The sequence below is a fragment of the Kitasatospora albolonga genome, from assembly GCA_002082585.1.
Taxonomy (GTDB): domain Bacteria; phylum Actinomycetota; class Actinomycetes; order Streptomycetales; family Streptomycetaceae; genus Streptomyces; species Streptomyces stephensoniae.
Genome location: CP020563.1, coordinates 697879 through 717508, shown reverse-complemented (window position 1 = coordinate 717508; position 19630 = coordinate 697879). Strand labels below are relative to the sequence as shown.

General features: G+C 72.5%; 18 protein-coding genes and 1 pseudogene. 6 read left to right on the top strand and 13 right to left on the bottom strand.

Annotated elements, in window-relative coordinates:
- Positions 1-25: 25 nt before the first annotated feature.
- Positions 26-1618, bottom strand: coding sequence for an alkaline phosphatase (locus tag B7C62_02995; protein ARF71336.1), 1593 nt, complete (start codon positions 1616-1618; stop codon positions 26-28).
- 436 nt (positions 1619-2054) lie between these two features.
- Entirely contained in the window at positions 2055-3512 is a 1458-nt protein-coding gene (locus tag B7C62_02990; GenBank protein ID ARF71335.1) for a GntR family transcriptional regulator, read from the bottom strand.
- On the opposite strand from B7C62_02990, the pseudogene B7C62_02985 reads away from it, so the two are divergent.
- A pseudogene (locus tag B7C62_02985) lies at positions 3506-4531 on the top strand (hypothetical protein). The gene B7C62_02990 and the pseudogene B7C62_02985 overlap by 7 nt on opposite strands.
- Here the strand turns inward: B7C62_02985 and B7C62_02980 are convergent.
- Positions 4475-5305: an alpha/beta hydrolase gene (locus B7C62_02980; GenBank protein ARF71334.1), complete on the bottom strand. Its 831-nt coding sequence runs from the start codon at positions 5303-5305 to the stop codon at positions 4475-4477. The pseudogene B7C62_02985 and the gene B7C62_02980 sit on opposite strands and share 57 nt — an antisense overlap.
- A 566-nt stretch (positions 5306-5871) precedes the next feature.
- Between B7C62_02980 and B7C62_02975 the strand changes: the two genes are divergently transcribed.
- A complete protein-coding gene (locus B7C62_02975; GenBank protein ID ARF71333.1) occupies positions 5872-6642 on the top strand; it encodes a GntR family transcriptional regulator in 771 nt (256 codons plus the stop codon).
- A 439-nt stretch (positions 6643-7081) separates the two neighbouring features.
- On the opposite strand, the gene B7C62_02970 is transcribed toward B7C62_02975, so the two are convergent.
- The 3 genes from B7C62_02970 to B7C62_02960 all read right to left on the bottom strand — a co-directional run bounded on the left by B7C62_02970 (position 7082) and on the right by B7C62_02960 (position 10155).
- Complete coding sequence (locus B7C62_02970) at positions 7082-8239, bottom strand: transcriptional regulator (protein ARF71332.1); 1158 nt, start codon at positions 8237-8239, stop codon at positions 7082-7084.
- A 100-nt stretch (positions 8240-8339) separates the two neighbouring features.
- On the bottom strand, positions 8340-8990 hold the full coding sequence (locus B7C62_02965) for a DNA-binding response regulator (GenBank protein ID ARF71331.1): 651 nt from the start codon (positions 8988-8990) through the stop codon (positions 8340-8342).
- Positions 8962-10155 carry a two-component sensor histidine kinase gene (locus B7C62_02960; GenBank protein ID ARF76959.1) on the bottom strand — a complete coding sequence of 398 codons (1194 nt, stop codon included), beginning with the start codon at positions 10153-10155 and terminating at the stop codon, positions 8962-8964. The genes B7C62_02965 and B7C62_02960 overlap by 29 nt, the downstream gene beginning before the upstream one ends.
- A gap of 108 nt (positions 10156-10263) precedes the next feature.
- On the opposite strand from B7C62_02960, the gene B7C62_02955 reads away from it, so the two are divergent.
- Positions 10264-11196 carry a multidrug ABC transporter ATP-binding protein gene (locus B7C62_02955; protein ID ARF71330.1) on the top strand — a complete coding sequence of 311 codons (933 nt, stop codon included), beginning with the start codon at positions 10264-10266 and terminating at the stop codon, positions 11194-11196.
- Complete coding sequence (locus B7C62_02950) at positions 11193-11936, top strand: ABC transporter permease (GenBank protein ARF71329.1); 744 nt, start codon at positions 11193-11195, stop codon at positions 11934-11936. Before B7C62_02955 ends, B7C62_02950 begins: the two co-directional genes overlap by 4 nt.
- Positions 11937-11995: 59 nt before the next feature.
- Here the strand turns inward: B7C62_02950 and B7C62_02945 are convergent, their stop codons facing one another.
- The 6 genes from B7C62_02945 to B7C62_02920 form a co-directional block, all read right to left on the bottom strand.
- On the bottom strand, positions 11996-12568 hold the full coding sequence (locus B7C62_02945; GenBank protein ID ARF71328.1) for a double-stranded uracil-DNA glycosylase: 573 nt from the start codon (positions 12566-12568) through the stop codon (positions 11996-11998).
- A gap of 19 nt (positions 12569-12587) precedes the next feature.
- Entirely contained in the window at positions 12588-14021 is a 1434-nt protein-coding gene (locus B7C62_02940; protein ARF71327.1) for an adenylosuccinate lyase, read from the bottom strand.
- Between the two features lie 158 nt (positions 14022-14179).
- Positions 14180-15019 (bottom strand): GDSL family lipase, encoded by an 840-nt coding sequence (locus B7C62_02935; protein ARF71326.1) that lies wholly within the window; start codon positions 15017-15019, stop codon positions 14180-14182.
- 71 nt (positions 15020-15090) lie between these two features.
- Positions 15091-16110, bottom strand: coding sequence for a hypothetical protein (locus tag B7C62_02930; protein ID ARF71325.1), 1020 nt, complete (start codon positions 16108-16110; stop codon positions 15091-15093).
- The gene (locus B7C62_02925; GenBank protein ID ARF71324.1) at positions 16107-17444 is read right to left on the bottom strand and encodes a hypothetical protein; all 1338 of its coding nucleotides are present in this window, start codon (positions 17442-17444) and stop codon (positions 16107-16109) included. Before B7C62_02925 ends, B7C62_02930 begins: the two co-directional genes overlap by 4 nt.
- 226 nt (positions 17445-17670) lie before the next feature.
- Entirely contained in the window at positions 17671-18105 is a 435-nt protein-coding gene (locus B7C62_02920) for a GNAT family N-acetyltransferase (protein ID ARF71323.1), read from the bottom strand.
- A 127-nt stretch (positions 18106-18232) separates the two neighbouring features.
- Between B7C62_02920 and B7C62_02915 the strand changes: the two genes are divergently transcribed.
- Positions 18233-18490 carry an antitoxin gene (locus tag B7C62_02915; GenBank protein ID ARF71322.1) on the top strand — a complete coding sequence of 86 codons (258 nt, stop codon included), beginning with the start codon at positions 18233-18235 and terminating at the stop codon, positions 18488-18490.
- Entirely contained in the window at positions 18487-18858 is a 372-nt protein-coding gene (locus B7C62_02910; protein ID ARF71321.1) for a fic family toxin-antitoxin system, toxin component, read from the top strand. Before B7C62_02915 ends, B7C62_02910 begins: the two co-directional genes overlap by 4 nt.
- Before the next feature lie 19 nt (positions 18859-18877).
- Here B7C62_02910 and B7C62_02905 read toward each other — a convergent pair whose 3' ends face one another.
- Positions 18878-19567 carry an SAM-dependent methyltransferase gene (locus B7C62_02905; protein ID ARF71320.1) on the bottom strand — a complete coding sequence of 230 codons (690 nt, stop codon included), beginning with the start codon at positions 19565-19567 and terminating at the stop codon, positions 18878-18880.
- Positions 19568-19630 lie beyond the last annotated feature (63 nt).

The window sequence follows — 19630 nt, the reverse complement described above, 5'->3', positions numbered from 1 at the left end:
ACGGGACCGGGCCGACGGCGCACCCTCACTGGCCGACACGCCCCGGCCGCAGCACCTTGGTGAACAGCACCCCGCCGCCCTCCGCCCGCAGACGTGCCGTCAGGTCCGCGCTGTCGCCGTCGATCTCGACCTCGCCGAAGAACTGCGGCGACTCCATCGGCGACACGTTGGCCCGGTCCGGTGCCCGGACGAAGACCCGGTCCGGCCCGAACGTGCCGTCCAGCGCGTTGGCCGGAAAACCCCCTGCGGCCAGCGGGCCCGAGACGAACTCCCAGAACGGCGCGAAGTCCTTGAACGCCGCCCGCTCGGGGGCGTAGTGCTGCGCCGAGGTGTAGTGCACATCGGCCGTCAGCCACAGGGTGCCGGTGATCCTGCGGTGCTTGATGAACCGCAGCAGCTCCGCGATCTGGAGCTCCCGCCCGAGCGGAGCCCCCGGATCGCCCTGGGCCACCGCCTCGAAGTCCGTCGCCCCGTCCGGGACCACCAGGCCGAGCGGCATGTCGGCCGCGATCACCTTCCACACCGCTCGGGATTGCGCGAGGGCGCGTTTGAGCCAACGGAGCTGCTCGGCACCGAGGATGCCGGTCGTGTCGTCGGCCTGCCGGTTGGGGGAGTTCCGGTTGCGGTGCGACCGCATGTCGAGCACGAAGACATCCAGCAGCGGCCCGTGGTGGACGGCGCGGTACATCCGGGACGGCCGCCCGGAGGAGCCGGACGGGCCGTGCGACGCCGAGACGGGGAAGTACTCCTGGAAGGCGCGCGCGGAACGGGCGGCGAGGATGTCGACGTTCTTCTCCGTGTAGCGCGCGTCGTCGAGGATCTGGCCGGGGTACCAGTTGTTGCGCACCTCGTGGTCGTCCCACTGGACGACGGAGGGGACCTGCGCGTTGAAGCGGCGGACGTTGTGGTCGAGCAGGTTGTAGCGGAAGTTGCCCCGGTACTCGTCCAGCGTCTCGGCGACCTTGGCCTTCTCCTCGGTCATGACGTTGCGCCAGATCCGGCCGTCGGGGAGGGCCACACTCGGCTGGAGCGGCCCGTCCGCGTAGACGGTGTCGCCGCTGCACAGGAAGAAGTCCGGGTCCAGACGGCGCATCTCCTCGTACACCCGGTAGCCGCCGATGTCCGGATTGATGCCCCACCCCTGCCCCGCGATGTCCCCGGACCAGAGGAAGCGCACCCCGTCCCGCCGCCGGGCCGGGGCGGTACGGAAGGTTCCGTACACCGGTTTTCCCGTACGGCGGGGGTCGTACGGGTCGGTCAGCGTGACCCGGTAGTGCACCTGCTCACCCGCCGGAAGGCCGTACAGGGGAGTGGTGCCGGTGAAGTCCGTACCCGGGCCGGTCAGCGGCCCGTACCAGCGCCGGGACCGGCGGAAGGACTCGGTCGCCGAGGTTTCCACCAGCATCCGGGCAGGCCGGTCCGAACGCACCCACACCAGCGCCGATGAGGCGGTGACGCTCCCCACCTGCACCCCCCACGCCGCCTCCGGCCGCCCCGCCAGAGCCAGGGCGGGCGCCGCCGCACCGGCCGTGGGCAGGGCCGCGGCGGCGGGGACGAGCAGCGAACCGCGCAGAACGGTACGGCGGCCGGGCGAGGGGATACGCGGACGGTGCGGCATCGAGGCGCCTCCTGGGCGGTGGGTCGGAACGGACGGACAGGTGTACGGGTTCGCTCCGGGACGGGCGGAACGGACAGGCGTACCGGTCCGGGGCAGGCGGAACGGACGGGTGGACCGGTCCGCGGTGGGCGGAACGGACGCGCGGACACCGGGCCGCCGGGGCGGCCGTGGCGCTCCGCCGGGGCGGAGCCGGTCTCCGCCTCATGCCTAGTGGCCGGGGAAGGCCGCTGCCCCAACCCCAGGTGAACGGGACCGGTCGGCCGGGCCCGGCGGTCGGCCGGGCCGGGAACCACGTCCGACGCCGGAACCGACACCATGACCGGCTGACCGGCTGACCGGCTGACCGACCGACCGACTGACCGCCAGGCCCCTCAGGACCTCTTCACCGCCCGGGTTCGGGCGCCCGGCCGGACCCCACCGCTCCGGAGGCCCGGGTTCAAGCCTGCGCCGCCGCAAGCATCCCGATGCCCCGGGCGATGTCGGCCGCCGCCAGGTGGGCGTAGCCGAGTACGAGCGCCACCGTGCCGTCCTCGGGCCCCGCGTCGCCGCAGTCGCTCAGTGGCCGCAGCGCGATGCCCGCCCCGGCCGCCCGGCTCAGGAACGCGCCCTCGGGGCCGTACCGTTCCGGCAGTCGCGCGATGATGTGCAGACCTGCCGCGATGCCGCTGACCGTGGTGCCGGGGAAGTGCTCGCCGAGCGCGGCCACCAGGGCGTCGCGGCGCTCCCGGTAGGCGCGCTGGCAGCGGCGCAGCTGCCGGTCGTAGGCGCCGCGCGTGATGAAATCGGCCAGAACCGCCTGGTCGATGGCGGGGTTCCCCAGGTCCATGGTCCGTTTGCGGGCGATGATCCGGCCGGTGAGCGGGGCGGGGGCGATCAGCCAGCCCAGCCGCAGCCCCGGAGCCAGCGACTTGCTCACCGACCCGGTGTACACGACCCGCTCCGGATCGAGCCCCTGCAACGCCCCCACCGGAGCCCGGTCGTACCGGAAGTCCCCGTCGTAGTCGTCCTCCAGGACCACGCCGTCCACGTCACGCGCCCAGTCGAGCAACTGGCGGCGGCGCTCCGCGGAGTAGGCGATTCCGGTGGGGAACTGGTGCGCCGGAGTGGTCACCACGGCGCGCACGCCGGAGCGCCGCAGCGGTCCGAGCGCCAGTCCCTCTCCGTCGAGCGGCAGCGGGGCCGCGCCCAGACCGGTCGACGCGAACAGCGACGCGTGCTCCGGGCTCCCCGGGTCCTCCACACCGACCGAAACCAGGCCCTGCTCCCGGAGTACGAAGCCGAGGAGCGTCGTCGCCTGCGCCACCCCCGAACAGACCACCAGCCGTTCCGGATCGGCCACCACCCCGCGCCGCCGGGCCAGCAGACCGGCCAGCACTTCCCGGAGCTCCGGCAGCCCGCGCGGGTCGGGGTACCCCAACGAGCTGTGCGGCAGCCGTCCGAGGACCGTGCGCTGGGTGGCGGTCCACGCGGCGCGCGGGAAGAGGGAGAGGTCGGGGACGCCCGGCCGGAAGTCCACGCGAGCGCCCGGCGTACGCGGCGCCAGATCCCGTACGGAATGCGCCGCCGCGCGCACTCCGTCGCTCACCCAGGTCCCCGCGCCCTGCCCGCTGCGCAGATAGCTTTCGGCGGTCAGCTGCTCGTACGCCTCGGTGACCAGCCCGCGCGACACCCCGAGATCGGCGGCGAGTTCCCGGCTGGAGGGCAGCCTCGTGCCCGCGGTGAGACGGCCCGAGCGGACGGCCTCCCGCAGGGCGGACCGGAGTGCCCGCCCGCGCCCGCGCACCGGGGCGGCAGCGGCGGGGAGCAGCAACTCCCAGGCCGGAGAGGCGGAACCAAGGCCACCGGTCCCCTCGCGCCCCGTCGCACCGGTCGAATTGGTCCCCGAAGATGTCATGGCAATGGACCTTAAACCGGTCCGGTGCCGGACCTAGCGTCACCGCCATGAACGCGAACTCTCTGCGCGGAGCCCTCCTGGCGGCCTTCGCCTGTGTGCTGGTGGGGGCCTCCTTCACCGCCAACAGCGTCCTCGGCGACTACCCGTACGCGGGTGGCCAGGCGCTCCGCTACGGTCTGGCCGCGCTGCTGCTCGCGGCGCTGATGCGACGGGGCCCGATGCCCGTGGCCGCCCCGCTGCGGGGTCTCTCCGTCGGCCAGTGGCTGCGGCTCGGCCTGCTCGCCGCGGTCGGGATGGTCGGCTTCAACCTGGCGGTCCTGGCGGCGGAACGGAGTGCGGAACCAGCTGTTCCGGGGGTCTTCGTGGGCTGTGCGCCCATCGTCGTCGGGGTGCTGGTCCCCCTTCTGGAGAGCCGCCGCCCCTCCCGCGTCACGCTGTACGCCGCCGGGCTCGTCGCCGCTGGAGCGTTCACCGTCCAGGGGTGGGGCCGTACCGACCTGGCGGGCATCTGCTGGTCGGTGGGGGCGCTCGCGGGCGAGGTCGGCTTCGCGGTCCTGGCCGTACCGATGCTGCGCCCGCTCGGCCCGAGGCTGCTCGCCGCGACGGTCTGCGGCATCGCCGCCGTACAGTCCGCACTGCTCGGTCTGCTCATGGACGGCGGCGGGTTCCTGCGGGCCCCGACCTCCGTGGAGACGGCGGCCCTGCTCTGGCAGGCGGTCGTCGTGACCGTGATCGGCTTCGTCTGCTGGTACATCGGCCTCCAGCGCATCGGCGCCGAACGCGCCACCCTCTTCTCCGGCCTCATCCCGGTCTCCGCCGCGCTCACCGCACCGCTCGTCGGCGCCGGGACGTACGGCATGGCGCAGGGTGCGGGGAGCTTCCTGGTCGGCGCCGGAGTGGCGCTCGGCTCGGGGGTCCTGGGGCGCCGCGCGACCGCCGGGCCGACGCCCCGTACCGTCCCGTCAGCGGCTGGTGTCGAGGATCACCCGGGCGACCAGGGCCGGGTCGTCGTTCATCGGGACGTGCCCGCAGCCGGGCAGCCGCACGAGCCTGGCCTCCGGGATCACATGCTTGGCGCGGATTCCCTGCCGACGCAGCAGGATGCGGTCGCGGGTGCCCCAGGCGACGGTGACGGGGATGCCCTTCACGTCGTCGGTGAAGGAGGTGCCCACACCGGCGGCCAGCGTCTGGTGGAAACCGGTCGCTCCCCGCAGGGCCAGGGTCTCCGCGACGACCGCCTCGGGTGACCGCCTGCCGGGCCGGGCGTAGATGGTGCTGGTCAGTGCCGTACGGCCGGCCGCGCTGCGGGAGAGCCGTTCGATCGCCGGTACCGGGAGGGCCAGCGCGGCGCGGCGCATCGCCCGCAGCGTGGTGAAGGCGTAGCGGCGCTCCGGCTCGTTCCAGAAGCCCGCGGGCGACAGGGCGGTGACCGAGCGGACCAGCTCCCTGCGCCCCAACTCCAGGGCGAACAGGCCCCCGAGGGAGTTTCCGGCCACATGCGGGCGGTCGACGCCCAGCGCCGCGAAGAAGGCTCCGAGGACCGGGGTGACGGCGTCCAGGGTGTACGGAACTCCGTCCGGCAGGGCGGCGGACGCGCCGAAACCGGGCAGGTCGAGGGCTATCACCTCACGCTCGGCGGCCAGAATCCGGGTCACCGGCTCCCATGCCTGGTGGTGGTGGCCGATACCGTGGAGCAGGACCAGCGGCTCTCCCGCACCGGTCCGTTCGTACTCCACCGAGACCGTACGGGGGCCGTGCGCCGAATCGACGGTGAAGGAGACCGTGCTGGGCATGGAGCTGCTCCCTGAAGTGGGTGTAGACATCGCGTCAACAACACTTACCGCTCGGTAGCTTGGAGTTCAAGGGCCCGGGCGGTTCCCGTCGGCACGATCCCGCGGGTCGGCCGGTCCGGGACGGGGCGTGTACGGCGCCGGGCCTGGCGGTGGACCCGCCGTGGCGTGCTTTATCGAGGGAAAGCCCGATACCTTCCTCCGGCTCGAAGATCCGGAATGGGGTAATCCAATACCCCTATATCGTTCGCAATCCGGACAAGCTCATCGACCTGCCTTCCTTACGGCAGTGCATAGTTCAGGCCAAAGGGAAACCGGGCGCGACCGGGCCCCCTGGCGCCCCCGGCCCGAGCCCTGCCACCGTCCGGTGGTGGGGCTCCGTGCTGCGCGCGCCTCACGGCACCACGAACGTCTTGTGAACGCTCTGCGCCGAAGTCCCGTTTCGTTCCGTTACGGAATAAGGATTGGTCTTGACCAAGGGGGAGCGCCGCCCTAGGGTTTCAACTTAAGACAGGAACCTTTAATAAATAACGTCGCGGAAAAGCCGCTCGGCGATTGCGGAGGACAGGGTGGGGACCACGCAGCTGGAATCGGTACAGGAGCCGAAGTACTGGCACCTCAGGACCGTGCTCAGTGAGGCACTCGACTCGGACTTTGCGGTGGGCGAGATCCTCCCCAACGAGCGGGACCTCGCGGCACGGTTCGGAGTCGCACGCGCCACGCTCCGGCAGGCTCTGGAGCAGCTCGAGCTCGAAGGCAGGCTGCAGCGCCGCCGTGGCGTCGGCACGACCGTCGCCCCGCCGCGCGTGGGCGTCGCCGTCTCCACGGCCCAGCACGAGTGGACGGGCGGCGTCTCCGGCGAGGCGTGGCAGCCGGTCGACTGCGTCAGCGAGGTGGCCCCGACCGCCGTGGCCGCGATGCTCAGGACCGGCGGCGAGCCCGTGCACGTGGTGCGCCGCATCCGGGTCACCCACGGCCAGGCGGTGGCCGCCGAGCTCCTCTACGTCCCCGCCTCCTCGGTGCCCGACCTCTCCGCGATCGACGCACCGTCCGGACCGGTGCGCGCCCGCAGCGTCATGCGCGAACTGCACCGTCTGGGCCTGGAGGGGCAGGACCGCACCGTGGAGCTCGGATCGGCGCGCGCGGACGACGCCAAGGAGCTCGACAGGCTCCCCGGCGCACCCGTCCTCGTCGTCACCACCCGGTACTTCGCCTCGGGCGGCACGGCGGCCGTGTCCGTCGCCACCTACCGGGCGGACACCTGCCGACTCACCTTCGGGGACTCCGGCGCACTGGAGATCAGCCACGACGAGCAGCAGCAGGAGCGGCAGGCGTCCTGATGCCTGCCCGCCCCTGAGCGACGCCGCCCGCCCGTGAGCGGCTCCGTCGCAGGGTGCCTGCGAGCCGTCGGCCGGAAGCTCAGGCCGACGGTGAGAAGCGAGACCCGACAGGGCGCCCCGGCCGACCGGCCGGGGCGCCCTTCGCGCGTCATCCAGCCGTTCTGCTCCGGGGCCGAACGCTGTCCGGTCCTCCCTGTCCTTCCGGTCTTCCGGCCCTGGGGCGACCGTCACCTGACCCCTTGGTCCGGGGCGGACGGCAGCCGGTCCTTCCGCCCCTGAGCCGACCGTCACTCGGCCCTTCCGATCCGAGGCCAGCCGTCACTCGGCCCTTCCGGCCCGGGAGGCCGTCACCTTCGGCCCCGGCCCCGGCCCAGGGGCGGACGCCACCCGCTCCTTCCGACCCGGGCCGGACGCCATCCGGCCCGTCTTCCGCTCGCGGTCAGCGGCGGGCCGTCACCGCTCCCTCGACGGCGAACAACTGCTCCTCGACATGGTCGAGCGCCAGCCGGAGGGCCCCCGTCGCGACCGCGGCCTCACCGAGCAGCGACAACGTCACCCGTGGCGGGCGCAGACAGTAGCGGGCCAGCTCCTCGCGCAGGGGTTCCAGCACACCGTCCAGCCCGGCGGCCCAGCCGCCGACGACGACCAGCTCCGGGTCGAGTGCCAGCACCAGGGCCGCCACATCGTGCACGAGCCGCTGGAGGAACCGCTCCACGGCCGCCTGCGCCTCGGCATCGCCCTGCCGCGCCTTGGCGAACACCGCGGCCACCGCTTGCTCGTCCAGCGGCTCCAGCGGGGTGCCCGTGGTCGAGAGCAGATGCTCCGGTGTCACCTCCCTGCCCAGCAGGTGCAGCGCGCCGATCTCCCCGGCCGCCCCGCCGAACCCCCGGTGCAGACGTCCGCCGATCAAGGACCCCGCCCCCGGGCTGAGCCCGGCCAGGACGAAGACGATGTCGTCGGACTCGGTGGCCGCGCCCTTCCAGTGCTCGGCGACCGCCGCCGCGTTGGCGTCGTTCTCCACGAGGACCGGGCAGCGGAACGAACGCCGCAGCCGCTCTCCGAGCGCGAGGCCCGTCCACTCCGGCAGCGCCGTGCCCAGGCGTACGGTCCCGTCCGCCTCCACGATGCCCGGGCTGCCGACACCGACGGCGCGCAGACTGCTCCGGGCCACCCCGGTGCGGCGCAGCAGGTCCGCGATCACGGCTCTCACCTGGTCGAGCCGGTCGTCGGCGCCCGCCGTCTCCGACACCGTACGGGAACCCGCCCCGGTCACCCGGCCGTCGAGCCCCGACAGCAGCGCCGAAACCCGGTGCGGGCCGATCTCGACCCCCAGCAGATGTCCGGCCTCGGCCCGGAAGCGGAACCTTCGGGCGGGCCGCCCCTGGCGCCGGGCCTCCCTCTCGTCGGGCAGGGCCTCGACCACCAGACCGGCCTCGAACAGCCCCTCGATCACACCCTCGACCGTCGGCCGGGAGAGACCCGTGACCCGGGTCAGGTCGGTCAGCGTCGGCGAACCGGCCCCTCGCAGGGCGTGCAGTACCACCGCTGAATTGATCCGCCGCAGCAGCGACGGATCTCCCCCGGTCAGCCGGCCCACGGTGTGTCCTCCCAGCTCGTGCGCATGTCTGCCGGATCGTACTCGCTGCTCGCAGGCCCTGCGAGCAGCCCCGCAACCCGGTACCGAGCCGCAACCTGGCTCAGCTCGGAGCGACGAAACCGGACTCGTACGCCGCGATGACCGCCTGGGTGCGATCCCGGGCACCCAACTTCGCGAGAATCGAACTGACATGGGTCTTCACGGTCTCGATGCCGACGGTCAGCCCGGCGGCGATCTCCGCGTTCGACAGCCCCCGGGCCACCAACCGGAGCACCTCCTCCTCCCGGTCGGTGAGCGCGGCCCGTTCCAGGGCCGCCCGCGCCTCGCTCGTGCCGTACTCGGCCGCGAGCTGCCGGACCGCCGCCGGGAACAGCAGCGACTCTCCCTCGGCCACCAGACGCACGGCATGCACGATCTCCGCGGGTCTCGCGCGCTTCAGCAGAAAGCCGTCGGCCCCGGCCCGCAGCGCCTCGTAGACGTACTCGTCGTTCTCGAATGTCGTCACCACCAGGATCTTCGGAGGGTCCGGCACGGTCCGCAGGACCAGCCGGGTCGCCTCGATGCCGTCCATCAGCGGCATCCGCACATCCATGGCCACCACATCGGGACGCAGCCGGTTCACCAGAGGGATCACCGCGGCACCGTCGGCCGCCTCACCCACCACCTCGATGTCGGGCTGCGCCTCCAGCACGGCCCGCAGGCCCGCCCGGACGAGCGGTTCGTCATCTACCAGAAGAACGGTGAACGGCATCCGGCCAGCGTATGCGGTCCAGCGGGAGGCTCACGCTCACCCTCCACTCGCCCTCGCGCGACTCCGCGTGTGCCTTCCCGCCCAGCAGCGCGGCCCGCTCCCGTATGCCGCGCAGGCCACTGCCGCTCCCCGGCAGACCGGCCGCCCCCGAGAGAGGGTTGGCCACCTCCAGCTCCAGCTGCCCGGCGGCGACCGTGATGGTCACCCGGACGGTGACCGGCCCGGCATGACGGAGCACGTTGGTCAGGCTCTCCTGAAGAATCCGATACCCCTCCCGCGACACCGGCGCCGGGACCAGGCGGAGATCCCCGGACACCCGCGCATCGACCTTCGCCCCGGAGCTCCTCGCGGAGTCGAGCAACCGCTCGGCCTCCGCCAGCGTGGGCCGCCGGCTCACGGGGGTGCCGGACTCGCGCAGCACTCGCAGCACCCGCTCCAGGTCTTCCAGGGCGTCGCGCCCGGTCTCCTCGATGGCGGCCAACGCCCGCTCGGTGAACGCGGGATCGTTCGCCGCACGCGCGGCACCGGCCTGCACCACCGCCACCGTCAGCGCATGGCCGATGGAATCGTGCAGTTCCCTGGCCATCCGGTTGCGCTCCAACAGCTCCTCGGTCAGCCCCTCCAGCACGGTCAGCCGGTCCGTCGGGGACGGCCCCAGCAGCCATCGGGCGGCCGCCGTGGTCACCCGGCCCCCGAGCACCACCAGGACAAGCAGCGGAACGATCGGCAGCGGAGCCAGCAGCACGTTCCACCCGTGCGGGCTCAACCCCTCGACCAGCCCGCCCGGCGGCCTGCCCGCCGCCGACAGGACGAGCTCGATCGAGGCGACGGGGAGCCAGAGCGCCAGGATCGCCGCCCCCGAGATCAGGAGCCGCACCTCCAGCCAGAGCACGGTCCGCCACCGCTCCGCCCAACTCGACGAGGGTGCGACCGCGATGGAGGCGTCGGGCTGCCCGCGCTCGGACGGAGTCAGCAGCAACTGGGCCTGCAGGCCCTCCTCGAGCCGCATCGCGGGGACCAGACCGATGGGCACCGCGAAGAGCAGCGGCGCCCAGAAGGCGTCCGACACGAAGAACCACACGCTGGCCGCGGCAGCCGGAATGAGCATGTGCAACCAGCGGCTGTAGGTGTCCGCCCTGGTCAGCGGCGCGAGGATGCGGTGCATGGCTCCATCGTCCCAGCGGCCCTCCCACGGCGGCTCCCCCGTGGGAGGGAGACGATTCCCGCCGACGGGGGAGGCGGGGCGCCCTGCCCGGCGGCCAGGCTTGGGGACATGACCAGCATCGACGTCCACCAGCTCACCAAGGCATACGGAACCACCCGTGCGGTGGACCGCCTCAGCTTCCGCGTGCGACCGGGCAGGATCACCGGATTCCTCGGCCCCAACGGCGCAGGCAAGTCCACGACCATGCGCCTCGTTCTCGGCCTGGACCGGCCGACCGGCGGCACGGCCACCATAGGCGGGCGGCCCTACGCCGAGCTCGCCGAGCCGCTGCGCACCGTCGGAGCGCTGCTCGACGCCCAGGCCGCACACGGCTCGCGCACGCCGCGCAGTCACTTGTCCGTGCTCGCCGTCAGCAACGGCATACCCCTCTCGCGGGTGGCGGCCGTGCTGGAGGAGACCGGGCTCGGCGAGGTGGGAACACGCCGGATCAAGACCTTCTCCCTCGGCATGCGCCAGCGCCTCGGTATCGCTGCCGCCCTGCTCGGGGAGCCGGAAGTGGTGATGCTGGACGAGCCGTCGAACGGGCTGGACCCCGAAGGGATCATCTGGATTCGCGAGCTGATGAAGCGGCTCGCGCGTGAGGGCCGGACGGTCCTGGTCTCCAGCCACCTCATGAACGAGACCGCTTCCTTCGCCGACCACCTGGTGGTGCTCGGCCGGGGCCGCCTCCTCGCCGACACACCGATCCGGGAGTTCCTCGACTCCCGCAGCCGCCCCCGCGTACGCCTGCGGACGACCGAACCGGCCAGGCTCCGATCGGCGCTGGCCGCCAGGGGACTCACCGCGGTACAGGCCGAGGACGACCGCTGGACGATCGACGGCGCCACCTCGGAGACGGTCGGCACGCTCGCCGCCGACGAGGGCATTCCCCTGCTCGAACTGACCGATGAGCGGGCCTCGTTGGAACAGGCGTATCTCGACCTCACGGCGGACGAGGCTCCCTTCGCCGCATCGACGACCAGCACCCGCCAGGAGGCGTGATCATGGCCCCGGCGACAGTCCTCCACTCCGAGTGGATCAAGATCAGATCGGTACGGTCCATCCACGGCTCCCTGGCGGCCGTCCTCGTGACCACGCTCGCCGTCACCGTCCTCGCGCTCGGGACCGTCGGTCAGGAACAGGCGGAGCGGGCGGGAGCCGAACCGGTCTTCGACGCCTTCTACGCGCTGAACTTCGGGCAGATCGCTGCCATCGCGTTCGGTGCGACGGCGGTCTCCTCGGAGTTCCTCGGCGGAGCCCTCCGCATATCGCTCGCCGCAGTGCCCCGCCGCTCCCTTTTCTACGCGGCGAAGATGACGGTCATCGGCGGGGCAGCGCTCGTCGTCGGCCTGCTGACCAGCTTCAGCGCCTTCCTGGTGGGCCAGCTCTTCATGGGGGAGCACGCGATCGGCCTGGGACACCCCGGAGTGCTGCGCGCGGCAGTCGGTGGAGGGATCTACCTCGCGTTGATGGCGCTGTTCGCTGCGGGACTCACGGCGCTCCTGCGCAGTGCGGTCGCGGTGCTCAGCTTCCTCATACCCTTCCTGCTGATCTTCCCCTTCGTCTTCGCGGGCACAGCCACCGCGGTGACGCGGTATCTGCCGGACCGTGCCGGTCAGCTGGTGCTCCACCAGAATCCGGAGGGGAGTCTCGGGCCATGGTCAGGGCTCGCCGTGACAGCCGCTTGGGTGGCGGCCGCGCTTCTGGCGGGCTGGTGGGCGATGGGCCGACGGGACGCCTGAGCCCGGGACGCAGGGCCCACCGGGGCTTCCCCGGGAACGCACATCGTCGGTCCCGGGTGTCAGCGGGAAGGGGGCGAGGGGGAAGGGTGCGATGCCGATGCCGACACGGCCTCGCGGAGGCGGGCGTACTCCTCGGCCATCGTCGTGATCGTCCAATGGGCGTTGAGGCCGCTGGGGTTGGGCAGGGCCCACACCCGGGCACCGCCGATCGTGCGCTCCTGCCGGCCGATCCGGGCACGGGGCTCGCTGAAGGCCGTGCGGTAGGCGGTGATGCCGACGACCGCGAGCCACGCGGGCGCGAGCCGCTCGACCCTCTCGGTGAGGGCCGCCCCGCCCTCCCGGAACTCCTCCGCGCCGAGCTCGTCCGCCCGAGCCGTGGCCCGGGCCACCACATTGGTGATGCCGAGGCCGAGGGGCAGAAGCTCGGACTGCTCCGAGGGCAGCAGCTGCCGGGGCGTGAAGCCCGAGCGGTGCAGGACCGGCCAGAAGCGGTTGCCGGGGTGGGCGAAGTGGTGGCCCGTGGCCGCGGTCATCAGGCTCGGGTTGATCCCGCAGAAGAGCACCCGCAGACCACCCGCGGCCACATCGGGGACGATGCGGCCACGGGCGGCGTTCAGCTCTTCGGGGGTCATGCGGTGGAGGCGGTGCCGGTCACAGGATCGAGCCGGGGGCGTAGGCCGCGGCCTGGGGGTGCTGCTTGGTGATCTCCTCGATCCGGGACACCAGCGCCGCCACCTGGTCGCCCGCCGCGCCCGTGAACGACAGCTTGTCGGCCATCAGCGCGTCCAGCTGCGCCCGGTCCAGCGGGATGCGCTCGTCGGCCGCCAGCTTGTCGAGCAGCTCGTTGCGCTCGGCGCCCTGCTCCCGCATCGCCAGGGCGGAGGCGACCGCGTTCTCCTTGATCGCCTCGTGGGCCACCTCGCGGCCGACCCCGGCCCGTACGGCACCCATGAGGACCTTGGTGGTCGCCAGGAAGGGGAGGTAGCGGTCCAGCTCGCGGGCCACGACGGCGGGGAAGGCGCCGAACTCGTCGAGCACCGTCAGGAAGGTCTCCAGAAGACCGTCGAACGCGAAGAACGCGTCGGGGAGCGCCACCCGGCGGACCACGGAACAGGACACATCGCCCTCGTTCCACTGGTCGCCCGCCAGCTCGCCCGTCATCGAGGCGTAGCCCCGCAGGATCACCATCAGGCCGTTGACCCGCTCGCAGGAGCGCGTGTTCATCTTGTGCGGCATCGCCGACGAGCCGACCTGGCCCGGCTTGAAGCCCTCGGTCACCAGCTCGTGGCCGGCCATCAGCCGGATGGTCTTCGCCACCGACGAGGGCGCGGCGGCGAGCTGCACCAGAGCGGTCACCACGTCGTAGTCGAGAGAACGGGGGTAGACCTGGCCGACCGAGGTGAACGCCTCGGCGAAGCCGAGGTGCGCGGCGATGCGCTGTTCCAGGTCGGCCAGCTTGTCCGCGTCGCCGCCCAGCAGGTCCAGCATGTCCTGCGCCGTACCGACCGGGCCCTTGATCCCGCGCAGCGGGTAACGCGAGAGGAGGTCCTCCAGCCGTCCGTAGGCCACCAGCAGCTCGTCGGCCGCCGTCGCGAAGCGCTTGCCGAGCGTCGTCGCCTGCGCGGCGACATTGTGCGAGCGCCCGGCGATCACGAGCTCGCGGTACTCCGCCGCCAGCTTGCCGAGCCGGGCCAGCACGGCCACGGTGCGGTCGCGCATCAGCTCCAGCGAGAGCCGGATCTGCAGCTGCTCGACGTTCTCCGTCAGGTCCCGGGAGGTCATGCCCTTGTGGACCTGCTCATGGCCCGCGAGAGCGTTGAACTCCTCGATCCGGGCCTTCACGTCATGCCGGGTGATCTTCTCGCGCTCGGCGATCGACGCCAGGTCGACCTGGTCGAGCACCCGCTCGTAATCGGCCAGCGCCTCGTCGGGCACCTCGATCCCGAGGTCCTTCTGAGCGCGCAGCACCGCCAGCCACAGCTGACGCTCCAGCTTCACCTTCTGCTCGGGGGACCAGAGGACGGCCAGCTCCGTGGAGGCGTAGCGGCCGGCCAGGACATTGGGGATGCGAGGCTTCGCAGACACAGCAGTCACGTGCATGGATTCTACTGTCGGTTTCTGCAGGCCAGCGCCGCGGTCCGGTTTGTGGCTTGCTACGAAGAGCCCTGGCTGCGGTGAGGAGTCCCGGCTGCGGCGGAGAGTCCTGGCCGCGGCGCCCCGGTTCCGCGCCTTCCTCGGGGGAGCTACTCCGGGGAGACCCGGCGCCACCCCGTCACCGGGCCGGGGGCCGTGGTGTCCGCGGGCGTGATCCAGAAGGCCGAGGACGTCCCGGTGTCGAACTGGGCGCCCGACCGGCCGTCGCCGGACGATCTGCCGGTGAGCCGACGGCCGATCCAGGGGCCCAGATGGCGGCGGGCGAAGCGGATGTCGTCGACCCGGCGGTCCGCCCAGCGCGGCGGCGGGGAGGCGGGGACCGGCGCCTGCCAGTCGAGCTCGGGCGGGAGCCCCAGCGCCTGCCAGACCGCCTCCGCCACCCGGCGGTGCCCCTCGGCGGTCAGGTGCAGCCGGTCGGCGTCCCACATGCGCGGGTCGCTGAGCGAGGGCGCGGAGTAGAGGTCGACCACCGAGGCGCCGTGCCGTCCGGCCAGATCGTCGATCAGGGCGAACAGTGCCTCCATCCGGGGACGGAACCGGTCGAACACCGGACCGTTGCGCCCGGGGCTGCGCATCAGCACCAGCTTCTTGCAGGACGGGGCGAGGGACTCCACGGCCTCTTCGAGCCGCCCCCTGACCATGCCCATGTCGCACTTCGGGCGCAGGGTGTCGTTCAGCCCGCCGACGAGGGTCACCACATCGGCCTGCATCGCCGCCGCCGCGTCCACCTGCTCGTCGACGATCTGGCTGATGAGCTTGCCGCGTACGGCGAGGTTGGCGTACCGGAACCCGGGGGACCGGGCCGCGAGCCGGGAGGCCAGGACATCGGCCCAGCCCCGGTAGGTGCCGTCGGGAAGCAGGTCCGACATGCCCTCGGTGAACGAGTCGCCGACCGCGACAAGGCTGGTGTAGGAGGCATTCAATTCCATGACCCGCCGATTCTACCGTGACGGGCTCCCATACCGTCCGGCCGGTACGGGAGCCCCCGGACGGCGCGTGTTCAGAGCGACTGTGCCCGGCCGACGAGTTCGCGCAGGACATCCTCCAGCGTGACCATGCCGACCAGCCGGTCATCCTCGTCGAGGACGGCCGCGAGATGCGTCCGGCTGCGCCGCAGCGCGGTCAGCACGTCGTCCAGCGGCGTCGCCGCCCGCACCCGGGCGATCGGCCGCAGGGCCGTCACCGGGAAGGGCGCGTCCCGGGGCGTGGCGTCCAGGGCGTCCTTCACATGGAGGTAGCCCAGGATGCGCCCTTCGCTGTCCATCACCGGGAAGCGGGAGAAACCGGACTCGTGCGAGAGCCGCTCCAGCTCCTCGGGGGTCGTGCCGACCCGGGTGTACAGCACCCGGTCCACCGGCATGACCACATCCCGTACCGGGCGGCGGCCCAGCTCCAGGGCGTGGTGCAGCCGCTCCGCCGAACGGTCGTCGACCAGCCCCGCGTCCCCGGCGTCCTTCACCAGCCGCGCCAGCTCGTCGTCCGAGAACGTCGCGGCCACCTCGTCCTTCGTCTCCACCCGCAGGAGCTTGAGCAGGGTGTTGGCGAAGGCGTTGATCGCGAAGATCACCGGACGCAGCGCACGGGCCACCGTGACCAGCGGCGGACCGAGGAGCAGCGCGCTGCGGGCCGGTTCGGCGAGCGCGATGTTCTTCGGCACCATCTCGCCCAGCAGCATGTGCAGATAGGTCGCCACGGTCAGCGCGATCACGAACGAGATCGGGTGCACCAGCGGATGCGGCACCCCCACCGCGTCGAAGACCGGCTCCAGCAGATGGGCGATGGCCGGCTCGGCCACGATGCCCAGCACCAGGGTGCAGAGCGTGATCCCCAGCTGGGCGGCGGCCAGCAGCGCGGAGACGTGCTCCAGCCCCCAGATGACACTGCGGGCCCGCCGGTTCCCGGCCTCGGCCGCCGGCTCGATCTGGCTGCGGCGTACGGAGATCAGGGCGAACTCGGCGCCCACGAAGAAGGCGTTGACCACCAGGGTCAGCAGACCGATGAAGAGCTGAAGGACGATCACCGGCCCCCCTCCGCCCGCTCCTCGGCACCGTGCGGCGGGGCGTGCAGCAGCGCCCGCGCGGCCCGGCGGCCCGTGGCGTCCACCACGTCGATCCGCCACCCGGCCAGCTCGACGGTGTCGTCCACCGTCGGAATCCGGCCGAGCTCGGCGGCGACCAGCCCCGCGAGCGTCTCGTAGGGCCCCTCGGGCACCCGCAGCCCGATCCGGCGCAGCTGGTCGGTGCGGGCCGCGCCGTCGGCCGACCACAGGACGCGGCCGTCGGCGTCCTCCCCGGCCGGCGCGAGGTCGGGCGTCTCATGCGGATCGTGCTCGTCGCGGACCTCGCCGACGACCTCCTCCACGATGTCCTCCAAGGTCACGACTCCCGCCGTACCGCCGTACTCGTCGATCACCACGGCCATGGCGAGCTTGCCCGACAACTGGTCCAGCAGCCGGTCCACGGTCAGCGTCTCCGGTACGAGCAGGGGTTCGCGCAGCATCTCCGAGACGCGGGTACGGGGCCGCTCGTCGGCCGGGACCGCCAGCACGTCCTTGATGAGGGCCACCCCGACCACGGTGTCCAGGCTGCCCCGGTAGACAGGGAAGCGGGAGAGACCGGTGGCCCGGGTCGCGTTCGCCACGTCCTCGGCGGTCGCCCGCATGTCGAGGGCCGTCACCTGCACCCGGGGGGTCATCACGTTCTCCGCGGTCAGCTCCGCCAGATTCAGGGTCCGTACGAAGAGTTCGGCGGTGTCCGCCTCCAGCGCCCCCTCCTTCGCCGAGTGCCGGGCCAGCGCGACCAGCTCCTGCGGGCTGCGCGCGGAGGCCAGCTCCTCGGTCGGCTCCAGGCCGAGGCGGCGCACGATCCGGTTCGCCGTGTTGTTGAGGTGGCTGATGAAGGGGCGGAACACGGCGGTGAACACCCGCTGCGGGGTGGCGACCGCCCTGGCCACGGCCAGCGGCGAGGAGATCGCCCAGTTCTTCGGCACCAGCTCGCCGACCACCATCAGGACCACCGTCGACAGGGCCGTACCGATGACCAGGGCCAGCGTCGACGCGGCGGCCGGAGGCAGCCCCGCCGCCTCGACCGGGCTGCGGATCAGCCGGGCGATCGACGGCTCGGCGAGCATCCCGATCACCAGGTTGGTGACGGTGATGCCGAGCTGTGCGCCCGAGAGCTGGAAGGTCAGGCTGCGTACGGCCTTCAGGGCGCTCGCGGCACCCCGCTCGCCCCGCTCGGCGGCCCGCTCCAGCTCCCCGCGCTCCACCGTGGTCAGCGAGAACTCCGCCGCGACGAAGGCACCGCAGGCGACACAGAGCAGCAGGGCGACGAGCAGCAGAAGCACTTCGGTCATCGGTTCACCTCCGTCCCATGATCGGGCAGGGGCGGACGGACCGCGCGGTATCGGCTCCGGGGAGGAGAGGGGGACAGGAGACGGGGGACGGAAAAGAGGCTCACCGTAGAGCGTCTGCCCAGCCGTCACCCGCGTACCGCATCACCCTGCGCACCGCCCAGGACCGTGCACCACCCAGGACCGTGCACCGCGCCGCGCACCGCCTTGGACCGTGCACCAACGCCAGTCAGTCCGTCAGATGCTTCACCCAGCGGCTCCACTGCGGTTCGGGCCCGTACCCCGCCGCGCGCCACGCGTGCTGCGCCAGGTCGTTGCGGTCCAGCACCATCGCGTCCGCGCGCCGGCCGCCCAGAGCGGTGAAGCGGTCCTCCGCCGCCGCGAGCAGCGCGCCGCCCACGCCCCGGCGGCGCTGCTCCGGATGGACCGCCAGCCGGTAGAGGTGGCAGCGCCAGCCGTCGAATCCCGCGATCACCGTGCCCACCAGCACCCCCTTCCGTTCCGCGAGGATCAAGGCATCCGGGTCCCGTTCCACCAGGCGTGCGATGCCGTCGGCGTCGTCGCTGATGCTGGTGCCCTCGGCGGCCACCTTCCAGAACGCGAGCACCTCGTCCAGATCGGCCGCCGTCGCGGACCGTGTCGAAAGATCGTTCATGGCGGCCATCCCACCACCCGCCCACCCCGGAAGGCGACCGCTTTCGAGCCCGCGCGGGCCGGGGGCCGACCGCTTCCGAAAGGCGCCCGCGCCCTTCCTCTTGCCGGTACTAGCGCGACCGCGCTAGCTTGGAAGGGTGCCCAAGACGCAGCTGAACGTTCGAGTGGACGAGGCCACCGCCGAGGCCGCGCGGCAGCGCGCGCTCCAGAGGGGGATCAGCGTGAACCGCTATATAGAGGAGCTCGTCAAACAGGACGCGGGTGAGGTGGGACACACCTTCGTCGAGGCCGCCGCCGACTTCATGAAGCAGTACGAGTCGGTCTTCGCCGAGGAGTTCGGCCCGGAGCACGAAGGCCCCCGGCGGGAAGTCACCCGGCGCGAAGGCACCCGTTGAACCTGCGGATCGACCTCTCCTGGCTGCTCATGGTCGCCGAGCACAAGACCCCCGGCGACCCCCAGGTCGTGGACTGGGGCGCGCTCGTCGCCGCGGTCGCCCGGCACGAGGCGGAGATCTTCGGCAGCGCCGTCTACAGCGACCCGCACACGCGGGCCGCCGCCCTGCTCCAGCTGCTGCTGCACGTCCCCGCCCTCGAGCACTCCAACGCCATGTTCGCCTCGGCCGTCGCCTACGGCTATCTGGTCGCCTCCGGGCTGAAGGTCATCACCTCGCCCGAGCAGGTGCGCGATCTGGCCCTCCTGGTCAAGCAGGGCAAGGCGGACGTGCGGGCCATCGCGGACGAGCTGCGCCAGTGGAGCGTGTGAGGCACCGGCCTTCTCCGCCCTAAATATGAGGCATGTCCGGAACGAACGGCTTGCGGGCCACGCCCAGCACGCAGGGGGAGGAGGGGAACGGCACGCCCTTCTCCGGGATGCGCAGTCTGCGGTACGTCCCCAGCTCGAAGCCCGCCGCCTCGATCGCGGCCAGCGGGTTCCGGGCCGTGTGGCAGCCGCCGAAGAGGAGAGGCCACACCGTCCGGTCCGCCGTGCGCTGTGCCGCCGCCAGAGCCCGGCCCGGGGCCAGCCCGTGTTCGAAGAAGCGCAGTTCGCCGCCCGGCCGCAGGACGCGCCTGATCTCGGCGAGCGCCTTCGGCAGGTCCCGTACCGTGCACAGGACCAGTGAGGCCACCGCCGCGTCGAACGCCTCGCTCTTGACCGGCAGCGCCTCCGCCGCCCCCGGCACCACGTCCACCGGCACCTCGGCGCGCAGCCCGGAGCGGACGGCGAGCTGCCGCAGCGAGCGCTCCGGCTCCAGCGCCACGACCTCCGAGACCGCGCCCGGGTAGTGGGCGAAGTTCAGCCCGTTGCCCGCACCGATCTCGATGACCCGGCCGGAGAGCCCCGCCAGCAGCTCCTCGCGGTACGCGGCGACGCCGCCCTTCAGGTCGGCCGTCACACTCAGCCGGGCGTAGACGCGGGCGAAGACCGGGTGGTGCACGGCGTCGCGCGGGAGCTTCCTGCTGCGCAGATGCATGAGGGACCTCCGGGAGGCAGCGGGCGCGGTCGGCTCTCCCCCTGATTCTCCCCCGTACGGAGC

What these genes read in the sequence shown, in the direction of transcription:
- B7C62_02995 (ARF71336.1), bottom strand. Translation starts at nt 1,618, where the DNA reads ATGCCGCACCGTCCGCGTATCCCCTCGCCCGGCCGCCGTACCGTTCTG.
- B7C62_02990 (ARF71335.1), bottom strand. Translation starts at nt 3,512, where the DNA reads ATGACATCTTCGGGGACCAATTCGACCGGTGCGACGGGGCGCGAGGGG.
- B7C62_02980 (ARF71334.1), bottom strand. Translation starts at nt 5,305, where the DNA reads ATGCCCAGCACGGTCTCCTTCACCGTCGATTCGGCGCACGGCCCCCGT.
- B7C62_02965 (ARF71331.1), bottom strand. Translation starts at nt 8,990, where the DNA reads ATGCCGTTCACCGTTCTTCTGGTAGATGACGAACCGCTCGTCCGGGCG.
- B7C62_02960 (ARF76959.1), bottom strand. Translation starts at nt 10,155, where the DNA reads ATGCACCGCATCCTCGCGCCGCTGACCAGGGCGGACACCTACAGCCGC.
- B7C62_02955 (ARF71330.1), top strand. Translation starts at nt 10,264, where the DNA reads ATGACCAGCATCGACGTCCACCAGCTCACCAAGGCATACGGAACCACC.
- B7C62_02945 (ARF71328.1), bottom strand. Translation starts at nt 12,568, where the DNA reads ATGACCCCCGAAGAGCTGAACGCCGCCCGTGGCCGCATCGTCCCCGAT.
- B7C62_02935 (ARF71326.1), bottom strand. Translation starts at nt 15,019, where the DNA reads ATGGAATTGAATGCCTCCTACACCAGCCTTGTCGCGGTCGGCGACTCG.
- B7C62_02925 (ARF71324.1), bottom strand. Translation starts at nt 17,444, where the DNA reads ATGACCGAAGTGCTTCTGCTGCTCGTCGCCCTGCTGCTCTGTGTCGCC.
- B7C62_02920 (ARF71323.1), bottom strand. Translation starts at nt 18,105, where the DNA reads ATGGCCGCCATGAACGATCTTTCGACACGGTCCGCGACGGCGGCCGAT.
- B7C62_02905 (ARF71320.1), bottom strand. Translation starts at nt 19,567, where the DNA reads ATGCATCTGCGCAGCAGGAAGCTCCCGCGCGACGCCGTGCACCACCCG.